The sequence below is a fragment of the Deltaproteobacteria bacterium genome (assembly GCA_005879535.1).
In the GTDB taxonomy this organism is placed as follows: domain Bacteria; phylum Myxococcota; class Myxococcia; order Myxococcales; family 40CM-4-68-19; genus 40CM-4-68-19.
In genome coordinates, this window is the sequence record VBKI01000053.1 from 148379 (window position 1) to 171364 (window position 22986).

At 69.0% G+C, this 22986-nt stretch carries 17 protein-coding genes; 10 read left to right on the top strand and 7 right to left on the bottom strand.

Going from position 1 to position 22986, the window contains the following annotated elements; genetic code table 11:
• Genes E6J58_07855 through polA form a run of 9 tightly spaced genes read left to right on the top strand, consistent with a single transcriptional unit; the run spans position 1 to position 14224 of the window.
• Positions 1-2088 (top strand): glycine--tRNA ligase subunit beta, encoded by a 2088-nt coding sequence (locus tag E6J58_07855; protein ID TMB39321.1) that lies wholly within the window; start codon positions 1-3, stop codon positions 2086-2088.
• Between the two features lie 35 nt (positions 2089-2123).
• Positions 2124-3554 (top strand): hypothetical protein, encoded by a 1431-nt coding sequence (locus E6J58_07860; GenBank protein TMB39322.1) that lies wholly within the window; start codon positions 2124-2126, stop codon positions 3552-3554.
• Positions 3551-5854, top strand: a complete 2304-nt coding sequence (locus tag E6J58_07865; GenBank protein TMB39323.1) for a hypothetical protein — start codon at positions 3551-3553, stop codon at positions 5852-5854. The genes E6J58_07860 and E6J58_07865 overlap by 4 nt, the downstream gene beginning before the upstream one ends.
• Positions 5855-5894: 40 nt before the next feature.
• Complete coding sequence (locus E6J58_07870; protein ID TMB39324.1) at positions 5895-6611, top strand: FHA domain-containing protein; 717 nt, start codon at positions 5895-5897, stop codon at positions 6609-6611.
• Positions 6571-7134: a prepilin peptidase gene (locus E6J58_07875; GenBank protein TMB39325.1), complete on the top strand. Its 564-nt coding sequence runs from the start codon at positions 6571-6573 to the stop codon at positions 7132-7134. The genes E6J58_07870 and E6J58_07875 overlap by 41 nt, the downstream gene beginning before the upstream one ends.
• Before the next feature lie 43 nt (positions 7135-7177).
• The gene (locus E6J58_07880; protein ID TMB39326.1) at positions 7178-8623 is read left to right on the top strand and encodes a secretin; all 1446 of its coding nucleotides are present in this window, start codon (positions 7178-7180) and stop codon (positions 8621-8623) included.
• Positions 8623-9720 carry a hypothetical protein gene (locus tag E6J58_07885; protein ID TMB39327.1) on the top strand — a complete coding sequence of 366 codons (1098 nt, stop codon included), beginning with the start codon at positions 8623-8625 and terminating at the stop codon, positions 9718-9720. The genes E6J58_07880 and E6J58_07885 overlap by 1 nt, the downstream gene beginning before the upstream one ends.
• Positions 9721-9753: 33 nt before the next feature.
• A complete protein-coding gene (locus tag E6J58_07890; GenBank protein TMB39328.1) occupies positions 9754-11499 on the top strand; it encodes an FHA domain-containing protein in 1746 nt (581 codons plus the stop codon).
• Between the two features lie 40 nt (positions 11500-11539).
• Positions 11540-14224 carry a DNA polymerase I gene (gene polA, locus E6J58_07895; GenBank protein ID TMB39329.1) on the top strand — a complete coding sequence of 895 codons (2685 nt, stop codon included), beginning with the start codon at positions 11540-11542 and terminating at the stop codon, positions 14222-14224.
• 71 nt (positions 14225-14295) lie between these two features.
• On the opposite strand, the gene E6J58_07900 is transcribed toward polA, so the two are convergent.
• The 7 genes from E6J58_07900 to aspS all read right to left on the bottom strand — a co-directional run bounded on the left by E6J58_07900 (position 14296) and on the right by aspS (position 22437).
• Positions 14296-15153 carry a hypothetical protein gene (locus tag E6J58_07900; protein ID TMB39330.1) on the bottom strand — a complete coding sequence of 286 codons (858 nt, stop codon included), beginning with the start codon at positions 15151-15153 and terminating at the stop codon, positions 14296-14298.
• 61 nt (positions 15154-15214) lie between these two features.
• Positions 15215-16153: a YegS/Rv2252/BmrU family lipid kinase gene (locus tag E6J58_07905; GenBank protein ID TMB39331.1), complete on the bottom strand. Its 939-nt coding sequence runs from the start codon at positions 16151-16153 to the stop codon at positions 15215-15217.
• Complete coding sequence (locus E6J58_07910) at positions 16150-17271, bottom strand: (Fe-S)-binding protein (protein ID TMB39332.1); 1122 nt, start codon at positions 17269-17271, stop codon at positions 16150-16152. The genes E6J58_07905 and E6J58_07910 overlap by 4 nt, the downstream gene beginning before the upstream one ends.
• Positions 17205-18308, bottom strand: a complete 1104-nt coding sequence (locus tag E6J58_07915; GenBank protein TMB39333.1) for an FAD-binding oxidoreductase — start codon at positions 18306-18308, stop codon at positions 17205-17207. The genes E6J58_07910 and E6J58_07915 overlap by 67 nt, the downstream gene beginning before the upstream one ends.
• Positions 18305-19867, bottom strand: coding sequence for an FAD-binding oxidoreductase (locus tag E6J58_07920; protein ID TMB39334.1), 1563 nt, complete (start codon positions 19865-19867; stop codon positions 18305-18307). The genes E6J58_07915 and E6J58_07920 overlap by 4 nt, the downstream gene beginning before the upstream one ends.
• Positions 19868-19918: 51 nt before the next feature.
• Positions 19919-20446 carry a hypothetical protein gene (locus E6J58_07925; GenBank protein TMB39335.1) on the bottom strand — a complete coding sequence of 176 codons (528 nt, stop codon included), beginning with the start codon at positions 20444-20446 and terminating at the stop codon, positions 19919-19921.
• The gene (aspS, locus tag E6J58_07930) at positions 20443-22437 is read right to left on the bottom strand and encodes an aspartate--tRNA ligase (GenBank protein ID TMB39336.1); all 1995 of its coding nucleotides are present in this window, start codon (positions 22435-22437) and stop codon (positions 20443-20445) included. The genes E6J58_07925 and aspS overlap by 4 nt, the downstream gene beginning before the upstream one ends.
• A 288-nt stretch (positions 22438-22725) precedes the next feature.
• Here aspS and E6J58_07935 point away from each other — a divergent pair, with 288 nt between their 5' ends.
• Positions 22726-22959: a YHS domain-containing protein gene (locus E6J58_07935; protein TMB39337.1), complete on the top strand. Its 234-nt coding sequence runs from the start codon at positions 22726-22728 to the stop codon at positions 22957-22959.
• Positions 22960-22986: the final 27 nt, after the last annotated feature.

A 22986-nucleotide genomic window follows, 5' to 3' on the forward strand; every position in this document is an offset into this window, starting at 1 on the left:
ATGGACCTGGTCTTCGAAATCGGCACCGAAGAGCTTCCAGCCAGCTTCCAGAAACCGGCCCTGGAATGGATGGCCGCGGAGATCAACAAGGCGCTCGACGACGCGCGCCTGAACGGCGAGGGAGAGGGCCAGCGCGCGAACATCACCACCTTTGCCACCCCGCGCAGGCTCGCGATGATCGTCACCGCCATCGCGGAGAAAGCGCCCGACGTGCGCAAGAAGCTGTCCGGCCCGCCCGCGAAACAGGCGCTGCAGGACGGCAAATGGACGAAGGCCGCCGAGGGTTTCGCGCGCAAAGCCGGCGTCGCGGTCGAGGCCCTGAAGATCGAGGGCGACCGCGTCATCATCGAGCAGCAGATCCGTGGACAGGCCGCCGCCGAGGCGCTGCCCCGCATCCTCGAGCAGATCGTGCGCGGAATCCCGTTTCGCAAGTCGATGCGCTGGGACTCGCTCGACGCGGACGCGTTCGCGCGGCCCGTGCACTGGATCGCCGCCGCGCTCGACGGCAAGCCGCTGACGGTGAAGTTCGCGGACGTCGAAAGCGCGCCGAAGACCCGCGGGCACCGTTTCGCCGCGCCGCAGGAGTTCCCCCTGCCCTCGGCCCGCGATTACGTGTCCGCGCTGCGGCAGGCGCACGTCCTCGCCGACTGGGCCGAGCGGAGCCAACGCATCGCCGGAGAGGTGGCTCGCGCCGCGCGCGAGGCGGGCGGCGTTCCGCGCCCCGATCCCGAACTGCTGGAGACCGTCACCGGCCTCGTCGAGGAGCCCTTCGCCGTCGCCGGGTATTTCGAGAAGGAATTCCTGCAGCTCCCCCCGGAGGTCCTCGTCTCGGAGATGCGCGGGCACCAGAAGTATTTCGCGGTGCAGAACGAGAAAGGCGACCTTCTGCCCTCGTTCGTCGCCGTGTCGAACACCAAGGTCCGCGACCCCAACGTCAGCCGCAGAGGTTACGAGCGCGTGCTGCGCGCGCGCCTCTCCGACGGAAAATTCTTCTTCGATGAAGACCGCAAGGTGCCGCTCCGCTCCCGCGTCGAGAAGCTGGGGCGGCGCACCTTCCTGCAGGGACTCGGCACCGAGCTGGAGCGCATCGGACGTCTGCGCGAGCTCTCGCTCTGGCTCCACGGCGCGACCGGACGCGGCGATCCCCGCCAGCTCGCGGAGGCTTCCGAGCTCTGCAAGGCAGATCTCACCACCGGAATGGTGGGGGAGTTCCCGGAGCTGCAGGGCTCGATGGGCCGCGTCTATGCGCTGCAGCAGGGCATCGAGCCCGCCGTCGCCGATGCCATCTTCGAGCACTACCTGCCGCGCGGCGCTGAGGATCGTCTGCCTTCCGGCGACATCGGGGCGCTCCTCGGGATCGCCGACCGGCTCGATCTGCTGGTCGGCCTCTTCGGCCTGGGAAAGGAACCGACCGGAACGGCGGACCCCTATGGCCTCCGGCGCGCCGCGCTGGGGATCCTCCGCATCACGCTGGCGCGCGGGTACCGCTACGACATGGCGGAGGCGCTGCTCGCCGCCCAGAAGCTGCACAAGAAGGAGGACGCCTCCGTTCGCGACCGCATCTGGCAGTTCCTCCTCGGGCGACTCGAAGTGATCCTGCGCGAGCGGGCACAGGCCGATTCGATCCAGGCCGCCCTGCACACCGGGGCGACGGACCTGGTCTCGCTGGAGAAGCGAGTCTCTGCGCTGCAGACGGTGCGGGAGAAGAGCCGGGCCCAGTTCGAGGCGACCGCGGCGGCATTCAAGCGGATCGGGAACATCCTCGCCCAGGCGCAGGAGAAGGGCATCGCCTTCGTCGGCTTCCACGCGGCTCTCTGCAAGACCGGCTCCGAGCAGGCCCTCTTCGCCGCGCTCGAGCAGAGCCGCGCCCGCGTCTCCGGCGCCCTGGCGGAAAAGGAGGATTATCTCGCCGCATATGCGGCGCTGGCGGAGCTCCGACCGGTGGTCGACCGCTTCTTCGACGACGTGATGGTGATGGACAGCGACACCGCCCAGCGCGACAACCGACTCGCGTTGCTGCGCTCCCTGCACGAGCTGTTCGCTCCGCTCGCGGATTTCTCCCGGCTGCAGGTGGAGAAAACGGCTTGACCTGGCAAGCGAGCGGCCCTAGGAAGGCCGCTCGCATGAAGAAGAGCGCGATCGTCGCCGCGGCGCTGCTGCTCCGCTGCCACACGCTCCCGCCGGAGCTGCTGCCGCCTCCCTTCGGGCCGGATGGCCCGAAGCCGCCGCGCCTCTTTTTTCCCACCGGCCTCGCGGTAGCCAGCAACGGCCTTCTCGTCGCGAACGGCAACTTCAACCGCGCGTTCGAGGCAGGCACCGTCGTCCAGATCTCGGGCGGCTACATCGACTCGCTCCTGAAGAGCACCATCGACTGCGACGTCGATCCCGCCACCCTCGATCAGGCGACCAAGGATGCCTGCTATCCGCAGATCCTCCCCGCCGAATTCATCGGGTCGGCGATGATCGGCAACTACGCCGGACCGCTCGCGCTGAGCTCCGACCATACGGCCGTCTTCACCGCCTCGCGCGATACCGCCACCATCAACGCCGTGCAAGTCAGGGCGACCGCCCGCCCGGATGGAACCCTCGGCTGCCTCCCCAACGCCGGCAACGACGCAACCCGGGACTGCCGCAAGGGCATCATCGATCTCACGGCGGCGGGCCTCGACGGCCCGTACACGGTCATTCCGGGCGACACGATCCCGCCCGGGACCGGATCCCCCCTCGACGTCCTCTTCGTCTCGTCGATCGTGCCTCACATCGAGACCATTATCTCCGGCACCCCCATCACCACTACGTCGGTCGCAGCCCTGAGCATGCAGGACCCTTCGCAGCTCCTCTTCCAGATGCGGGCGGGGTCGCAGTTCGTCGCGGGCGGATTCGGCGTCGGACCCATGGTCTTCGACCGATCCCGTCGGCGTCTGTACCTCGGCGGTTGCTTCCAGCGGTCGTCGGCCTTCGGTTCCGGCGAGCCCGGCACCGGTCTGTGCTCCGGAATCAGCAACAACTATCTCCGGATCATCGACGTCGACGCGGGCTCCGCGGCGGATCCGGATCTGATCGACCTTCGGCCGGACGTGCAGAGCATCAACACGACGCAGCTGCTGCTCGACACGCCCGGAGGTCCGGCCACGCCCTCATCGCCGATCACGACGCTCTGGGCCACCATGCGTGCCCCGGACACGTTGGTCGTGATCGATCTTCCGGCGCAGCCGTCCGTGGCGCCCCGGATCCGCGAGGTCATCCCGCTGCCCGCCTCTCCTGCCGACATGCTGCGGATCGATCGGGGAACGTCTCCGCCGCTGCTCGCGGTCGTTGCGGAGAAGATCGGCGCCGTCTCCATCGTGGATACCGGCAGATCGCAGGTCGTCGCACAGGTGGGACGCCTCGGCGACTCGCCGTTCAACATCGCGAGCGTCGATTGTCCTTCGAAGCCCGGCTCCGCCTGCCTGGCAGTGAGCGTATTCCATGAGTGTCGCGTCGCCCTGATCGAAGTTCCCAAGGACGACCCTTCGCGATCCGCTCTGCGCGCGCTCGCCGGGAGCTGCCCGTGATGACGCGTGCGTCGCCGCTGATCGCCGCCGTGGCCGTTGTCGCGTGCACCTCGAATCCGTTCAACGTCGCAACCGGCGAATTCACGGCACCCTCGGGCCTGGCCGCAACCGCAGCCGGCGACCGCGACCTGCTCTTCGTCGCCAATACCGGGCGCGACGGCCTGCGCGCCCTGCAGCTCTGCAATGCGCCGCTGTTCCTGGACGGCGGAGTGGATCCGGCGGACACGTGCCCGAAAAGCGCGCACGCCCAGTTCATCCCTGCGCCCATCCGCCTGTTCCCGGCGTTGATCGAGACCGGCGACCGGCCGTTGCGCGTCGCCGGCGTCCGGCTGAACCGCAGCAGCGACGCAAGCGCCGCCGGCGTCGCCCTCGTGGCCGGCGCCGGTTCCTCGCTGGCGGTCGTCGATGGGCGCAGCCTCGTCGATACGCAGACGACAGGGACTGCGCCCAAGGCTGTCCTCCAGTTCGACCTCGGTCAGGGGGCGGACGGCGGAACTCCGGCGGACGGCGGCACCCCCGTCGCCACGGCCGCCGAGACGGTGGACGTCGTCGCCGCCAATCCCCTCGATACCCGGTTCGACTTGGAAACCGGGGCTGCCACCGTCACCGCGTTCGCCGCGACCCGCTCCGAGCTGGTGGTGTTCGACGTGACTCTCGGCGCGGACGGATTCGCTCAGTTTTCCAGCGTCCGCAGATGCACGCTCGATCCCGTGGTGCCCACCCGGCTCGCCGTCGTGCCCGGCAGCGCTGCGCAGGTCTACGTCGCGGACGGCGCTGGAGACGGCGTCGTCGCCATCCAGACGAGCAGCGTCCTGGCAAGCGGAGGCGCTTGCGTCATGGACCGCATCAGCGCGGGCGGCCGGAGCGTCCGCTCCATCGCCTTGAGCCCGCCTTGGTACGACCAGGACGACAGCGGCCAACCCCGGACGCGCGCGGCGGGCGAGCTGCTGCTCATGGTCCTCCAGCCTGCGATGGTACAACCCGGACAGAGGGCCGATCCCGGCGGGGTCCTCGTCGCAGGGACGGGGCTGGGACTGGTGCCGAAGGGGATCGTTCCCATTCCGCCGTTCGACCCGGCCAAGGAAGTCGCGGAACCGATGCGGCCGCTCTCGCTGCCCAACCCCGGCGGACTGTTCAACGAAGGCGCTTTCCTCCGCGCCGTGAAGCCGAAAGCGGCGCCGGAGGCGCCGGACCTGACCGCCTGCCCCACGGCCCCGTGCACACCGCTCTCCATCGGCCAGCCTCCCGGCGCGGCGCCGGTGTTGTTCCCGTTGCTCGCAGCGGTGAGCTGTAGTGACGGCGTCACGTATTTCATCGACGTTGCCAACCGGCGCTTCGTGAACCAGAACAAGTACGCCCAGCCGGGTGACCTCGGAATCCTGCCGATCGTCAGCGTGCCGGTGTTCGCGGGGGTCGGCTCGGCGGCCTCCACGCCGCCTTCTCTCACCCTCGACGCGACCAAAATCGAACCCGGCGTCACGCGCGGCTCGTCCTGGCGGGTGGTCTGGCACGCCGCGATTCCCGGCCTTGAACGCCGCGGCGGCACCATCAAGCCGGTGGACAGCGATACGCTCCGGTTCACCGTAACGCTGCCCAATCTCAATCTTTTTCGCGACGACCCTGCGATCGCGCTCGCTGTCGGCGACGTCGTCTCGCTGGCCGGGTACTCGATCGGGACCGATAACTCTGCCGCCTGTCAGACGGTGGTGAGCTCGGAGTCGACGCCCCGCCGGTTCGAGCTGAACATCAAGGACGTGCAGCCCGATCACCTCGACCTTCAAGTATTGCCGGACAACGGGGCGACGCTCGGCTTCCATCCGCAAGGATGCAGCGCATTCGGGGCCGTGGCCGAGGTCCGGACGGCCCGCACGCAGCCCTGGCTGGTGTTCGACGGCAACACCGTCAAAGGCCGCGTGAGAGACGACGGAACGTTCGACGCGCATCAGCCGCGTTTCGACTACCCGCTCTCTGCGTACGGACGGACGGCTACGGACGTTCCCCCAGCTCCGATCGCTTCACGCGATCTGGCGTTCTCGCTCCTGATCTCCGGGCCTATTCCGGATACCCCGCAAGAGGCCGGCTCGCAGTTCATCTGGAGCTTCACCAGCGGGCTCTCACCGGTGGCTTACGGAGACCAGGTCCACACGACGCCGGGGTTTGCAACAGCGGTGTACGGATACAGCTCCCGCCGGACACAAAACCTGGCCTTCACCTCGGTGACCGGAATGGACGAAGTGCTCCAGGCGGATCCCTTCTTTCTCAACTCCACCACGACGGTCGGGCTGGTCGCTTACCGGTAGGGCTGTTCCCGACTCGCCCGGTCCGCTACACTGGCGAGCGATGAACGATCAGGGCGCGAAGACGGCGCGCACGCTGCTCATCGCCGACCATCTCTGGGAGGCGTTCAGCAGCATGGCGATGGAGATGGGCAGCGAGCGCGACTCGCTCATCAATCAGGCGCTGTACACGTTCGCCCGGCTCAACGGGTTCCTCGTCGCCTCGGATCTGGCGAACCTCGGCGTCGTCCCCCGAACGGCGCTGACCGACTCCGGCCGGCTCCGCATCGCTCCGCCGGCGGAGGACACGCACGAGATGGCGGCAGGCGGCATGTCCCTGAGGGTCGGGGCCAGCGGCGAGGCGCCGTCGTTCGAGGAAGAAACCGCGGACGCGGCGCCAACGAGCCTGGATCTGCCGAACGTCGGCGGCGGCCTGCGGACCCGCGCGGCGATCGTCAGCGCGCATCCACGGGATCCGTCGCACGCTGCTCCAGCCGGCCGCACGCTGGTGCTCCTGGCCGGCGACGGGCACGAGCTGGAGCGCGTCCGCAAGGATCGCTTCCTCATCGGACGCGGCAAGCATTGCGACCTCGTGATCAACTCCGGCAAGGTGAGCCGCGAGCACGCGGCCATCGTCCGCGAGGGAAATTCCTGGTTCATCGAGGACCTCGGCTCGTCGAACGGAACCTGGTTCGACAAGCGCCGGCTGACGCGGCGCGAGATCCAGGAAGGCGACGAGTATTACGTCTGCGCGGAGAAGCTCCGCTGCACATTCAATTAGCCGGACGCCGCAGGCGCACCGGCTAGTGGACGGTCTCCTCAGCGAATTCACCGCAGCGCCGGTGCAAGCGAAGATCGCCGTGGCCGACCTCGCCCTCGCGCTCACAATCAGCGCCGTCACGGATCTACGCGAACGCCGCATCCCGAACGCCGTCACCTATCCCGCGCTCGCCGTTGCCGCCGCCTGCGCCATCTCGCTCGGCGGCCTCCCGCTCCTGCTGGAATCCGCCGTGGGCGCCCTCGTCTGCGCCACCCCCCTCACGCTCGCCATGTGGCGCGGCTGGATGGGCGCCGGCGACGTCAAGCTGATGGCCGTCGCCGGCCTCGTCTCCGGCACCGCCGCCGGCTGGAGCTTCTCCCTGATCGTCCTCCTCGACGTCGCCGTCGCCGGCGGCGCACAAGCACTCCTCTGGCTTCTCGCGGCGAAGGCCCGCCGGCGCGATCGCCCCAAGGCCGTCCCCTACGGACTCGCCATCGCCGTCGGGACGACTTGGGCATTCCTGACCGGAGCCCCGCTCTTTTGACCGATGGCGTCTCTGCCCGCCGGATGTCACGCTGCGTCCGGTCATGGGAAGTCTGCCGCTTCTCGCCGTGCTCCTCGCCACCGCCGCGGCACCCCCGGAGGGCGCTGTCATCGCCCTCGGCGTCGGGCAGCAAAAGGTGATCCAGCTCGGCAACGTCGCGCGCGTGGCCATCGGCGAGCCGGAGATCGCCGACGTGAAGCAGGTGGGCGGCGGAAGCGAGCTCTTGATCACGGGCATGGGCGAGGGCCGCACCTCGCTGCTCGTCTGGCGCGCGAACGGCACCCGCCTCAGCTACGCCGTCGTGGTGCGCAGGCAGGACCCGAAGGAGCTGGTGAGCGAGATCCGGGCGCTCCTCGGAGACCGCGAAGGCGTCCAGGTGCGGATCGTCGGCGAGCGCGTGGTGCTGGAAGGCGAGACGCTCACCGGCGACGACTACGACCGCGTGCAGCAGGTGGTACAGCTCTATCCGTCGGTGAAATCGTTCGTGCGGCCGAGCGGAAACGCGAAGCGGCTCGCCGCCGAGGCGTTGAACCGCGTCCTGCAGAGAAACGGGCTGGCCGCGGTCTTCGCGACCGTACTGGGGAACGCGCTGGCGCTGGAAGGGTCGGTGGACTCGAAGGAAGATCTGCGCAGGCTCGAGTTGCTCACCCGCGCCGCCGCGGAGAAGGTGGAGAACCTCGTCACCATCAGCGCGAAGAGGATGATCCTTGTCGAGGTGGATTTCGTGGAGGCGAGCTCCGGCTCGAGCAAAGCGGTCGGCATCAAACCGCCTTCGGCGTTCGTCTCCACCGGAGACGGCGCATCGGCAACCGTCAGCATCGTCCGGCCCATCCCGGGGCTCGATTCCGGACAGACGCAGAAGTCCGCCAGCCTGACCGTGAACGCGGGCGCGGCAACCGATTTTTCCGCGGCGGCGCGCTTCGACCAGGGCGCCGTCCGCGTCCTCAGCCGGCCGAGGCTGGTCTGCGCCAGCGGCGAGAAGGCGGAGTTTCTCGCCGGAGGCGAGATCCCGGTGGTGATGGTCACGCAGAACCAGTCCGCGGTCGAGTTCAAGAAGTTCGGCATCCTGCTGCACATCACGCCGACGGCGGACCGCGCCGGCCACATCACCGTGGAGATCCACGCCGAAGTGAGCGACGTCGACCGCAGCATCTCGGCGCGCGCGAACGGATTCGACCTGCCCGGGCTGCGGGTCCGCGAGGTGAAGACGAACGTGACCGTGAACGACGGCGAGACCATCATCCTCAGTGGGCTGTACAATTCGGCCGAGGACAAGGAAGTGTCGAAGGTCCCGCTGCTCGGGCACCTTCCCATCCTCGGGGAGCTGTTCAAGAGCCGCAGCTTCATCGAGCGCAGGACGGAGCTGGCCATCTACGTGACGCCACGGCTGCTCGCGCCAGCGAGCGAAAAGGCGAAAGAGATGATCGACGGCGCCCGCAAGCTCTACAAGGACGCTGAGGACTCGGTGTCCTTCTCGATGTTCGACTGATGAGCGCCGCCTGGATCCGAAGGATGGTCCTGCCTCCCGCGGCGGCTTTTCTCCTGCAGCGCGCGCTGCTCGCCGCCGTCGCCTGGGCGCACGGCTTCGATCCGTTTGCGGCGGAAACCTGGTCCCGCTGGGATTCGACGTACTATCTGCAGATCGCGTCGAGCGGTTATCTGCCGCTCGAACACTGCCGCCCCGAAACGCACTACCCGGCCGACGCCTGGTGCGGCAACGCAGCCTGGTTTCCTGGCTACTCCTGGCTCGTCGCGGCCGTCGCGCATCCGCTCGGTCTTTCACCGGCCACTGCTGCTGTCTGGATCAGCGCCTTGGCGCAGCTCGCTTGCCTCATTCTCGTCTGGGTGCTGCTCGACGATGCCCGCCGGTGGCCTCCATTGGCCTTCGCTGCCTTCTTTCCCGGCAACGTCTACATGGCGGCAGTGTTTCCGGTCTCGCTGTGCGCGCTCGCCCTGCTCTGCTGCATCCGGCTGAGCTGGTCCGGGATGTTCAAGCGAGCGGCGCTTGCGGCAGCGGCGGCAGCCGCGTGCTACCCCACCGGGGTCCTGCTTGCGCCAGTGGTCGGGCTCTGGGCGCTTCTGCATCGCCGCTGGCACGCGACATGGGTCGTGGCGGGGGCTCTCGGCGGACTTGCGGCCGTGGTCCTGGTCATGCGGGTCCAGACCGGCGCCTGGGACGCTTTCGCCCTGGTGCAGGCCAAGTACGCATACAGCGGCAATCTTCTCGACTCCCTGGGCGCGCGGCTCAAACCGCTGGTGAATCCAAGGTATCGGGACGAGAAGGGCTTCGTCACCGGGCTGCAAACGCTTCTTTCAGCCGTCATGGTTCTCTTGCTCGCCTCCCAGGAACTGCGCCGGCGCTGGCCGGAACGGAGCTCTCTCGTTGCCCTCTGCATGGGGACATTCTGGATGACACCGCTGATGCTGGGCGGGCGGCTCTCGCTGTATCGTTCCGACGCCCTTCTTCTTCCCGCGGTGCTCCTGTTTCCGGCGTTGCCGCGCAAGGTCCAGCTCGCCTTCGTCGGCGCCGCGTTCGCCCTCTCTTTCCCGATGGCCGCGATGTTCTTTCGCGCCGTGCTGGTATGATTGCAAACTCGTCGATTCGAGGGGGCCGCCAACATGTCATTCAGCGTGATCCTGACCGAGAAAGGCGGCTCCACGCAGCGGCTCGACTTCGACGCCGAAGAGATCACCATCGGGCGCGTCGACGAGAACGACATCTGCCTGCCCAAGGGAAACATCTCCAAGAAGCACACGCGGATCGTGGTCAAGGACGGAAGGATCATCGTTCTCGATCTGAAGTCCACCAACGGCACGTACGTGAACGGCAAGAAGCTCGCCGGCCCACAAGTGATCTCGCCCGACGACAAGGTCTACATCGGCGATTTCATCCTCAACGTCGAGCCGCCCGACCTGGAACCGGCGCCGACCAATGGCGAGCCGCAGGACGGCGACGCGATGGCCGAGATGCCGACGATGACGCCGGCCCGGCCGCACTACGTCGCCAGCGAGGCGACGCACCGGGACGGCCAGCCGCAACCGCCCCCGAAGGCAGCTCCGCCGCCACCGGTGCAGGGAATTTCGCCCGTCGGCGATGACGGCCGCACGCTGCAGCTCGCTCACGACCGCCTGATCGAAGCGCTCGACCTGCGCCGTCTGGACCTCGACGCGCTGGGATCGGACGAGCTGTGGGAGAAGAGCGAGGCTGCCCTCCGGCAGATCGTCGCGCGCATGGACCAGACGGGCGAGCTCGATCCGCACGTCGACCGCGAGCAGCTCGTCCAGGACGTCCTCAACGAGGCGCTGGGACTGGGCCTCCTCGAGCCGTACCTCGCCGACGACACGGTGAGCGAGATCATGGTGAACGGCCCGAATCAGGTGTACGTCGAGCGCGAGGGATGCCTGGAGCGGGTGGAGAAGGCATTCAGCTCTGCCCAGGCGGTTCTGGCCGTGATCGAGCGCATCGTCGCTCCGCTCGGCCGGCACGTCGACGAGTCGTCGCCCCTGGTGGATGCGCGGCTTCGCGACGGGAGCCGGGTCAACGCGATCATTCCCCCTCTCGCGCTGAAGGGACCCTGCCTCACCATCCGCAAGTTCAAGCGCGAGCTCCTGACGATGGAGCACCTGATCGGGTACGGAACGCTGACGCCGCAGATCGCGCAGTTCCTCGACACCTGCGTGAAAGTGCGGCGCAACCTGGTGATCTCCGGCGGCACCGGGTCGGGGAAGACTACTCTATTGAATATCTTGTCCGGGTGCATCCCCGAGCAGGAACGGATCGTCACCATAGAGGACGCCGCCGAGCTGCAGCTCGCGCAGGAGCACTGGATCCAGCTCGAGTCGCGGCCGCCGAACATCGAAGGCAAGGGGCAGATCACCATCCGGGACCTGGTGCGCAATGCGCTGCGGATGCGGCCCGACCGCATCGTCGTCGGCGAGTGCCGGGGCGGGGAAGCGCTGGACATGCTCCAGGCCATGAATACGGGACACGACGGCTCGCTCACCACGCTGCACGCGAATTCCACCCGCGACGCGCTGGCCAGGATGGAGACCATGGTGCTGATGAGCGGCATGGACCTGCCGGTGCGCGCCATCCGCGAGCAGATCGCGAGCGCGGTCCATCTCGTCATCCAGCAGACGCGCTTCGCCGACGGCTCGCGCAGGGTGACCGCCATCAGCGAGGTGTCCGGCATGGAGATGGACGTCATCACCATGCAGGACATCTTCCAGTTCCAGCAGGAAGGGTTCGACGACCAGGGCGCGGTCGTCGGGCGGTTCGTGCCGACCGGATTCGTTCCCCGTTTCTACGACGACCTGCAGCGCCGCGGGATTCCCGTCGACATGGACGTCTTCGGGGAACGCTGAGGACGCATCTCATTCGCTAAGCCGCCTTCGGCGGCCGCGACTGTCGATCCGACACGGTTCGCACACCATCTTCCGCGCCTACCATGCCCTGCCCCACCTCTCCACCCGGCAGGGAGTGCCGACGAATGCCGTCTACGGCTTCACCACCATGCTCCTGCGTGCCATTCGCGAGGGCAGCCCCACTCACCTCGCGGTCGCATTCGACGAGGAGGCGAAGGCGAAGCGGAGCGAGATCTACTCCGCATACAAGGCGACCCGCGGCGCTCCTCCCGAGGACCTCAGTCCCCAATTCCCGCTGGTGCGCCGCGTCCTCGAGGCGCTGCGCGTCCCGGCCATCGGCTTCCCCGGCTACGAAGCGGATGACGTGATCGCCACCCTCGCCCGCCGGGCGCGCGCCCAGGGCTGGGAAGTGGTGATCGTCTCTGGCGACAAGGACCTGATGCAGCTCGTGGTCAACGGAATCCGCTGCTATGACTCCATGTACGAGAAGTGGTACGGCCCCGAAGAGGTGGAAGCGAAATGGGGCGTCCCCCCACAGCAGGTCGCCGACCTGCTCGCGCTCACGGGCGACAAGATCGACAACATTCCGGGCGTACCCGGGGTCGGCGAAAAGACCGCCGCCGGCCTGCTCAAAGAGTACGGCACCCTCGAGAACGTCCTCGCCAACGCCGGCGCGGTGAAGAAGCCGAAGCTGCGGGAAAACCTGCTCGCCAGCCTCGACTCCGTCCGGCGAGGGCGCCAGCTCATCTCGCTCTACGAGGAGCTGCCGCTTCCAGTGCAGCTCGAGGACCTGGAGCGCAAGGCGGTCGACGAGCCGCGCGCGCGAAAGCTCTTCACCGAGCTGGAGTTCGTGCGACTGGTGAACGACCTCCCCCGGCCGGCGCCGACTCCACCCTCGGGTGCGCGCTCGATGGCGGGAACGCTCGAGGACGTCCAGCGCCTGGTCGACAAGGCCCGCGCGGCGAGGCGCTTCGCCATCCTCACCCTCACCAGCGATGACGAGCCGCTGCGCGACGAGATCCTCGGGCTCGCCGTGTCTCTGCCCGACGAGTCGGTCTACGTTCCGCTCGGCCACCGTCCGGCCGGCGGCGCATCGGGCGCGCTCTTCGCACCGGCGGAGCTGAACGCGGCCAGGGCCATGGCGCTGCTCAAGCCGCTGCTCGAGGACGCGACCATCACCAAGGACGGCCACGATCTCAAGCGCGACCTGGACGCCTGGCGGCGCGTCGGTGTGAACGTGACCGGGCTGGGCCTCGACTCGCGGCTCGCCTCCTACCTGATCGATCCCACCGGTCGCGATCACTCGCTGGTGCAGACCGCGCGGGAGCGGATCAGCTGCGAGCTGCCCCTGCTGAAAGAGCTTTGCGAGCGCAGTGGAAAGGGGAAGAAGGCCACGCCGCTGGCCGAGATCTCCGTCGACGAGACTTCCGCGGCCGCCTGCGCGCTGGTGGAGGGCGCCCGCAGGCTGTGCGAGGCGCTCGGGGAAGATCTGCGGGCGGACCCGGAGCTGCTCGGCCTGTATTCCGAAATCGAGAAACCGTTGATCGAAGTGCTGGCGAACCTGGAGCTGACGGGCATCCGGGTCGACGTTCCGCGCCTGCAACGCCTCTCGGACGAGATCGGCCGGCAGATCGATGCGCTGCTGCAGGAGATCTTCCAGCTCGCCGGCGGCGAGTTCCTGCCCGCGTCGACGCAGCAGCTCGCCGAGGTGCTCTACAAGCGCCTGAACCTTCCCGTCCTCAAGCGCGGGAAGACAGGGCCCTCCACCGACCAGGAAGTATTGGAGGAGCTGGCGCAGCAGCACCCGCTGCCGGCGAAAGTCCTCGAGCACCGCCAGCTCACCAAGCTGAAGAGCACGTATCTCGACGCGCTGCCCGCGGTGATCGGCAAGGACGGCCGCCTGCACACCACCTTCGATCAGGCGGTAGCGGCCACGGGCCGGCTCTCCAGCGTCAACCCGAACCTGCAGAACATTCCCATCCGCACGCCCATCGGAGCGAAGATTCGCGAAGCCTTCGTCCCGGAACCAGGCTGGAAGCTGCTGAGCGCCGATTACTCGCAGATCGAGTTGCGCGTGCTGGCGCACATCTCCGGCGACCCCGTGCTGCGGGCGAGCTTCGAGTCTGGCGAGGACCTGCACGCGCGTATCGCCGGGGAGACGTTCGGGGTGCCGCCGGCGGAAGTTACGCGGCAGCAGCGCGACATCGCGAAGATGATCAACTACGGCATTGCCTACGGGCTCTCCGCGTTCGGCCTCGCGCACCGCCTCGGGCTGGAGCAGAGCGAGGCGGCGGACATCATCGAGAGGTACTTCGCGCGGTACGCAAAGGTGAAGCAGTGGCTCGACGACACCATCGCCCAGGCGCGCAGGAGCGGGATGGTGAAGACGATGTTCGGTCGCCGCCGGTACTTGCCGGACATCAACAGCAAGAATCCGGCGGCGCGCAGCGCGGCGGAACGAACCGCGGTGAACACGCCGATTCAGGGGACGGCGGCGGATCTGGTCAAGCGCGCGATGCTCTCTGTGGACGCCGCGCTACGCGGCGGCAAGTACAGGACGCGCATGCTGCTGCAGGTCCACGACGAGCTCGTGCTGGAAGCGCCGCCCGACGAAGTGGCGGAGGTCGGACCGCTCGTCAAGGCGAGGATGAGCGGTGCAGCCGATCTCGCCGTGTCGCTCGTCGTCGAGCTCGGCCAGGGCGACACCTGGGCGAGCGCACACTAGGCGGTCCCGACTCATCGGAAAGGGTATGCGACCACGCTTTGGCCTGTACGTGTTCTGGGATGCTTTCTGCTTCACTGCACGCTGATGGCGGCCGTGCCATGCCCCGTCCCGTACATCTCGGTCCCGGAAATGGCCTTCGCGACGCAGGCGGAAATGCTCTCGTCGCGCAGTGAATCCATGATCACCTGCGGTTCCCGGACGCGGCCATTCTGCACCGAGAAGCTGACGAGGAGCTTTCCGGCGCGATGCGCGCCCGTCGCGCACCGATCCAGAGCGCGCTGCGTGGAGGACAAGCGGGAACGGCCCTCGTTGTCCTGAGGGGTATCGTCGGAGTCGAGTGTCACCTTCTCGACCCGCACCTGGCGCGGTCCATTGCCGCCGACCGGCTCCCCGTCCTCGTTGGCTGCAGCCACGATTCCCTGTGCGCCGGTCAATTCCCACGAGCGCGCGCGGCCAGCGATGCGCCACGACTCCGCGGCAGCGCTTCCTGCGCAGCGATCGCCCGCCGGCTTGAAGACCACCACGAGCTTCAACGCCTTTGCCTTCTTTTGCTGGTTCCACGTCGCGACCTGCTCGGCCCGCGCATTGAAGGACACGTCGTCGATGCCCTCGAGGTCGAGGACGAGCATGTCATCGATCGCGCGCAGCGGGCGGTCGCCGTCGAGCTCGATCTGCTGATCCTGCGCGCGGTACAGACCGAACGCGAATCCCTTCGAGGGGACTTCCACGCGGTACCAATGCTCCGCCGCCTCGTCGCGCCGGGCCTTCGCCGCCTTCCGGGCCGCGGCCAGTTGTGCCGGGTCCAGATTCGACTCCGAGGGCTGCGCGCGCAGCGCCTCGCACAGCTCCTTGAGCTGCGACTTCTGCGTGAGCTGCACGACGTCCTGGCCGGGGGCTGCGGCGAGCAGCAGGATCGCGAGGAGCGGCATGGATCGAGGATAGTACAGTCTCGGAAATAGCCGCAAAGCCGCACCTCCGGTGCGGCAGCGGCTACCTAACCAGATGGACGGCACCGGGCAGCAGCGTGAACGTCGCCGGGAGTTGGCCGAGACGCTCGCCGTCCACTTCGATCCCGACCGGTTCTTTGTCGCGGGGCTCGACGCGCACGGTCCGAGCGGTCCGCGTCCGCGTTCCTTTCAGCCGGACGTGGGAGCCGTCGTACATGGACGCACCCTTGAGCACGAAATCGGAGAGACCGTAGCCGCTCCAGATGGTGACGTGGAACTGCCCGTCGTCGAGGCGCGCTTCCGGCGCCACCATCATGCCGCCGCCGAAGTACTTGCCGTTGGCGACGACGAGCGTCGTCACTGTCATGTTCTCGGCGAGCCCGCCGTCGAAGGACACGCGGATCCGCACGTCGTCCCAGCCGGCGAGCGCGCGAATCGAAGCAAGCTTGAACGTCATCTTTCCGCCCAGCCTCTTGCTGGAGCGATTCGCGATGTCGACCACCTCGGCGCCCACGCCCACCTCTCCGACGTTGATGAAGTAGCGGCTCGCCGGCGTGCCATGCTTCCCGGTGTAATCGACCCGGCCGACGTCGATCGCGCCCCGCTCACTCCTGAGGCGCGCGGCGCAGCGCGACAGATCGCGATCGAGCCCGATCGATCGCCGGAAGTCGCCTCCGGTGCCGCGGGGAAGCATCGCCACCGCGGCGTCCGGGCGGATTGGCTTCGCCGCTTCTCCAGGTCGCGCCGGATGGAAGAATCCGTTCACCACCTCGTTGAGGGTGCCGTCGCCGCCGACGGCGATGATGAGGTCGTGCCCCGCCCGGAGCGCCTCCCGCGTCAGATCGGAGGCGTGCATCGCGTGCTCGGTAAACGCGTGCTCGACGTCGCCGACAGCGGCGCGCACCGCGTGGGCGATGCTGTCGAAATGTCGCGCCGTCGCGCCGTTCGCGGAGCGCGGGTTCACGACCAGGAAAGGTTTCAACGCGTCCCCTGCGCGAGCCAGCGCGCAAGGACGGAGACTACCTCAGTCGCGCCGAGGGCGGCGGCGCAGGCGGGGCTGGAGGTGACCGCGGGGCCGCCCAGCTCCGCGCGGCGATCGTCGGCGACCTTCCGCGCGATGTCCGGGAGAGTCCGGGGCAGCAGCCCCGAAGCCCCGCAGCAGCTCGTGTCCACGCCGCATCGCGGCGGCTCGCGGAATGCCGAAATCGCGGCCGCGAGAAGAGCGCGCGGCGCAATGGTCTCGCGCAGTCCCCGGGCAAGCGCGCAGGGATCGTGGAACACGAGCGTCTCGGGCAGAGGAGGCGGGCGCTCGGATTCCGGCATCGCCACCAGCAGCCGGGCCAGGTAGGTGGTGATGTGCTCGACGCGAGAACCGTGAGGGAGCGTCCAATGGTCGCGCACGCCGGCCGCGCATCCGGGATCGAGCAACACCAGATGCACGGGGCGGCGTCCCCGCACGATCAAACCGCGCACCCGTTCGCCGTGCGCCGCGTGCAGCTCCGGGTGACCGCCCTCGAGCAGCTTGCGTCCGCAGCAGAGCGCGTCCTCGGGAGCGAGCTTGAGCGGAACCCCCAGCTTGTCGGCGACATAGAGTGCATCGCGCACCTCCTGGCCGCCGCGCGACAGCGCTTCGCAGCCGGCGAGGAGCGTCGCTTCGCCGCGCGTGACGGGCAGGCTCCTCCGCACCGCGCCCAGATCTCCCGTTTCGCCGTGTCCGCGGGCGGCGAAGCGCAGCGCCAGCTCCGACCAGGGGGACGGCGCCACGCCGGCGCGAACGGCGCCGGCCCGGGCGGCGAACAGCATCGCCGGAACGTCGTTGTCGTGTGCGCAGTGTTGCGCGCAGCGATCGCAACCGGTACAGCCGGCGAACGCCAGCGCCGCCGAAGCGTCGGGATCGCGGCCGCTCAGGGCCGCGAGCGAGACCTTCGCCCAGGGCGTCAGCGCTTCGCGCCCCTCTGCCTCGCTCACCGGACAGGCGAACCGGCACAGCTTCGGACAGAACTCGCAGAGCTCGTGTGCCCGCTGCAGCGCCGTCACGCTTCGACTCCGAGCGCCTCGAGCAGACGCTGCCATGGCGCCGCCGCGCCCGCCGATTCCCATCCCGGCCCTGCATCGCGCAGCCGCCGCGGCGCAATCACCCGCGTTCCGGCGGCGCGGGCGAGCGCGGCGGACTCGTCCGCCGGACGCGCCTCGGGCAGCGCGAGCATCGCGAACGCGCCGCCCGCGTGCAGCCCGAAGAGGTGCACGTCGCCGTGCGGCGACCAGGCGCGCAAGCTCGGCCAGCGCGCGTCCACCTCGACGGGATGTCCGTCCGCCGAGTCGCGCACCCAGTTGCCCGGGACGTCGGGCAGGAAGGAGCAGGAGGCGCGGAGGAGATGCGCGGCGCGGTCGCGATCGATGCCGGCGCTCTCGAGCCCTTCCCACACCATCGCAAGCTGGGCGCCGTCCGCGCCCGCAAGGATGCGGGCACGCGCGGGCGCGAGCCGGTTCTGGCACACCAAGGCAAGCGCGGAGACCGCGGATGCGAGGTCCGGACAGCTCCACGCGCTGGCGAGCGCCGGCGTGGCCGGGAACAGGCGGATGGACGCCGCGGCGATGATCGCAAGCCGCCCTGCGCCGCCGAGGGCGAGGTGATCGAGATCCGGGCCGACGGCCTTCGCCGGAGCGGCACGTCCCTCGGCGATGCGGCCGTCGGCGAGGACAGCGGCCACCGTCAGCGCCGCCGTCTCGCGGCGCGCGCCGGGAACGCCGCGCAATCCGCGCGTCGGTCCCGCAAGCCAGGCGCCCACCGAACCGGCGCGAACGGAGGGCAGAAGCGGGCCCAGCGTACATCCCGCGCGGCGCACGGCGGATTCGAGCGCTGCAATCCCGCAGCCCGCTTCGACGCGAGCGATCCCGGAAGCAGCGTCGATGGAGGCGATACGATCGAGCGAGCCGAGGTCGAGCAGGACCCCGGAAGCGGGGGCGTTCACCGGGGCGTCGCCGCTGCCGCGCACGCGCAGGAGCACCTTGTGCGCGCGCACCACCGCCACCGCCCGTCCGAGCGAGGCAATACTCGGCGGAGTGACGCGGAGACCGCCTTCTCCGTCCTCGACGAGCGTCGCGCCGGTGGCGGAGAGGTCGTCGCGCAACGTCACAGGAGCAGCTTTCCGGGATTGAGGATGCCGTGCGGGTCGAAGGCCTTCTTCAGAGCGCGAAGCTGCCGGACGCCCTCGCCGAGCTCGCGCCGAAGGAAGAGCTGCCGTTCCGCGCCGACGCCGGAATGGTGTGAGATCGTTCCTCCTTCGTCGGTGACGGCGGAGAGCGCGGCCGTGACGACCGTGTCCCTGCGCTTCTGCGCCTCCTCGAGATCCGCTTCGGCGTCCTCCGGCGACCCGCGCGCGATCGCCGCGGCGGCCGCGCCGCCGAGTCCGAGCAAGGCGATCTCGATCGCGCACCCCTGCGGCGTCGCGTGGGCGAATCGCGCGCGCACGAAGGCGAGATCCTCCACCGCCCTCCGGACGGCGACGCAGAGCGCCTCCGCGCGATCCCACGTGGTCGCGAAGTCCAGCGTCTCGACGAAGGCGCCGGCTGCGAACAGCGGCGCCTTCATCCAGCGCACGCGATCCGCGGAAGCAAGACTGCGCTCTCCGGCCACGACCCCCTGATCCTCGCCGCGGGCGGCGTCGCAGATCCCCAGCGCTACGTCGCCTTCGCGCGCCCCGTCGTCCTCGGACGTCCCCTCGAAACCGAGCACCAGGAGCGCCGCCGAGGGCAACGCGTCCGCAAGACGGTTCAGCAGCAGCGGCGCGCGGAGCGAGAGACGCAGCGCTTCTGCCTGCGCTCCGTCGACCAGCCACTTGAGCGGCTGTGGAACGCGCAGCGGGCCGGCGCCGGCGAGCAGCGTGTCCAGCGGGTCGTGCAGGTGCGCGATCGCCGGACGCAGTCCCGCCCGCAGCACGTCGCGCATGCCGCGCAGCCCGTCGGCCAGAGAGGGAAACCGGATGCCGCGGACCCACCGCTGTGGCGGGCGCGGCCAGATGCGCAGCCGCGCCGAGGTGAAGATCGCGAGCGTGCCTTCGCTGCCGAGCAGCAGCGGCGAAAGGTCCGGCCCGCCGCTCGGACCGTCGAGGGTGCGGAGGATCTCGCCCGCGCCGTCGACCGCCTCGAAGGACAGAACCATGTCCGCGATGCAGCCGTAGCGCGCGGAGAGCATTCCCGCGCTACGCGTGGCGAGCCAGCCACCGACGGTTGCGCTGGGCAGTGAAACGGGACAGTGGCCGAGCGTCGCTCCCTGCTGCGCCAGCGTCTCCTCGAGGCGCTTGCCGATCACGCCGGCGCCGACCTCCGCGACGCGGTTGGCCAGGTCGACGTGCAGCGGCCGCGTCAGGCGCTTCGTGTCGAGGACGATTCCGCCGCGCACGGCGACGGCGCCGCCCGAGGTGCCGGTGCCGCCGCCGGCCGGCACCACCGGAACCTGCCGCTGCGCCGCGAAGCGCACGATGGCTGCGACCTGCTCGACATCCTCCGGCCATGCGACGACGTCCGGCGGGTGCGGAACGGCGCGCGCCTTCGTCCAGAGCAGCGCGGCAGCGGAGCAGTCGCGCGAGGCGGCCCAGAGATCGGCTGCATCGCACGACGCCGTGACCCCCAGCGCGGAGATCTCGCGCCGCAACGCCTTGCCTCGAGCGGTCGCGCTCGGCAGAGGGCCGGTCACCCGAGCTATCGTCGCTCATGACACCCCGCGTCGCAATGGAAATGTTTGCTCTCAGACTGTGCCGCGTGACGAGGGAATACGCCGTGGACCCGATCCCGCAATCCCCCAGGCGCTGATCACCGCAGCCCCGACCATGAAGGCCGCCGCTGCCCAGCGCGGAAACGGCAGCATCGCGCCGAGCGCCGCCCACGCTGCCGCCAGCGCCTGCGCGCGGGGCCACCGCGGATTCCACGGCGCCTGGAACAAGCCGGCGATTGCTCCGGCCGCCGGTGCCGCAACGATGGTGAGCGGTGGGTAGACCGCATGCGCCGCGCCCACGCCTACGCCGGCGAGCGCGGCGATCCCAATCCACCGCACGCTGACGTCCTTCAGCGCCAGCCACTGAAAGAAGCCCACGACCACACCGCCCACCGCGCCGGCGATCACGTCGCCCGTCTGCGAGAGGAACGGGAGCGTGAGGCGGAGGCCGTTCCAGACCCGTCCGGCGAGGTCCATGCCGAGGAGCGGCGCGCCCTGCGGCACCACGAAGGCGGCGACGACCATCGCGGCCGTCCAGACGAAGAGCCGCGCGGGATTCACGCCGGCGGCTTGTAGGTGACGGCGACGTGCAGCTCGCGCAGCTGCGCCGGATCGGCGTCACCGGGGGCATCGGTCATCAGATCCGTTCCCTTTTGCGTCTTCGGGAACGGGATCACGTCGCGCAGCGATTCCGCTCCGGTGAGCAGGAACGCAAGCCGGTCCATTCCCAGCGCGATGCCGCCGTGGGGAGGAGCGCCGAAGCGCAGGGCCTGGAGGAGGAAACCGAACTTCTGCTCCGCCTCCTCGGCCGAGATCCCCATGGCGGCGAACACCTTCGCCTGGACCGCGGGATCGTGCAGGCGGATGGAGCCGCCGCCGATCTCGAATCCGTTCAACACCAGGTCGTAGCGGTAGCAGAGGACCTTGCCGGGATCCCTCTCGAGATACTGAATGGATTCATCATGCGGGCGGGTGAAGGCGTGGTGCGCCGCGACCCAGTGCTTGAGCTCGTCGTTGTACTCGAACAGCGGCGGATCGACGACCCAGAGGAACTTCCAGGAGTCGGTCTGCTTCGGATCGCGGGTGCCGTACTCCGGGATGAGGCCGAGCCGCTTGCCGAGATGGAGGCGGAGGTTCGCGAGCACGGTGTGCACCATGCTCTCCTTCCCGAACTGGAAGAGCAGGACGTCGCCCGGCTCGGCGGCGGTCGCGGCGTTGATCGCCTCGCGTGCTTCCTTGGTGATGGATTTCGCGAGCGGACTCTGCGTCCACTCGCCGTTGTCGCCGACCTTCGCGCGCGCAAGCCCGCGCGCGCCCATCCCCTTGGCGATCTCCTCCAGCTTGTCGGTCTCCGTCCGCGAGAAGTTGGCGCTGGCCGGCACCTTGAGGGCCTTGACGATCTGGCCGGGCGTGATCGTCGAGAAAGATTGCCACATGGGAACGCCCGCGCCCTTCGACTCGGCGACGATGGCAGTCAGATCCACGTGCTGCATCCCGAAGCGCAGATCCGGCTTGTCGTTGCCGTACTCCCGCATCGACTGCTCGTAGCGCATGCGCGGAAACGGCTTGGGGATCTGCACCCCGAGCACCTCCCGCCACAGCGCGGTCACCAGCTCCTCGACGACGGCGAAGACGTCGTCCTGGGCGACGAAGGACATCTCCAGGTCGATCTGCGTGAACTCCGGCTGGCGATCGAGGCGCAGGTCCTCGTCGCGGAAGCACTTGACGATCTGGAAGTACCGCTCGAGGCCCGCCACCATGAACAGCTGCTTGAACAACTGCGGACTCTCCGCCAGCGCGTAGAACTTCCCGGGGTGCAGGCGCGCGGGCACGAGAAAGTTTCGCGCGCCGCCGGGCGTGTACTTCACGAGGTACGGGGTCTCGAGCTCGAGGAAGCCGAGGCGGTTCAGCGTCTGCCGGGTGACGGCGTTCATCTGGCTGCGCTTCATCAGCGTCTGCTGCAGCGGAGCGCGGCGGAGGTCGAGGTAGCGGTAGCGGAGCCGCTTGTCCTCCGCGGTGTCGAGCTTGTCCTCGATCAGGAACGGCGGCGTCTCGCTGCGGTTGAAGATCGTGAGCTGGGTGGCGTGCACCTCGATCCCGCCGGTGACCAGGCGCGGGTTCAGGTTGCTGCCGCGCGAGACCACCTTTCCGCGAACGCCGATGCAGAACTCGTAGCGCAGCTCCTGCGCCAGGTCGTGCACCTTCTGCCCCTCCTCCGCTTCGAAGACTACCTGCGTCAGCCCGGCCCGGTCGCGCAAGTCGATGAACACGGCGCCCCCGTGGTCGCGCCGGTTGTGCACCCATCCGAAGAGGACCACTTCCTTGCCGACGTCGCCCGACGTGAGCTCGCCGCAGGAGTGGGTGCGCTTCAGATCGCGAATGAATTCGGCCACGACTCGTCCTCCAGGGGCCGCTCCGGTTAACACGAATCGGCCGATCGGGCGAGCTTGCAAGCGGGCGGGCGGACGCGCCTTTGCTGCGGTTTGGCAGTCGCGTTGCACATTTCCGGCGCATGGGACGCTTCTTCCTCTCCGGGCAAACCACCTGCGCATTGCTCCTCGGCGCCGGCCTGCTGCTCCGGGCGCACGCGGCGCTCCGCGTTCCGGAGCAGGGGGCAACCGAGAACGTCAAGACGCGACCGGCGGAGATGGCGGGCGAGCGGGCGCCGCGGCCGGCAGTCGCGGTGGCGCAGGGGAGGTCGGGGAGCGCCCGGACTGTGCACGGAAATTCCCATAAGAGGAAGGGCTTCACGCACCGTGACGGGCGTCACCGCGTGCGCAACTGCGGCGTCGCACTTGCAGATCGTGGAATCAGGTGCGGTCAGGCGGGGGGTTCGGCACGTGAACTCGGGCGATAGCAGGACCAAGGGGAGGTCGTACGACCCCATCTGCGGCGCGGCGGTGGAGAGCGGCGACCGCACCCCGAGCAGCGAGTACAAGAAGCGGCGTTATTTCTTCTGCTCCGAGAAGTGCAAACACGAATTCGAGCGCGCGGCGGAGCGCATCCGCATGCAGGAGGCGGCCCGAGCCGGCGCGCTCTTTACGCACGGCAAGGTGAGGTGGGGGCTGGCCTGAGGGGTGGCGAGTCGAGGGACTACCCCG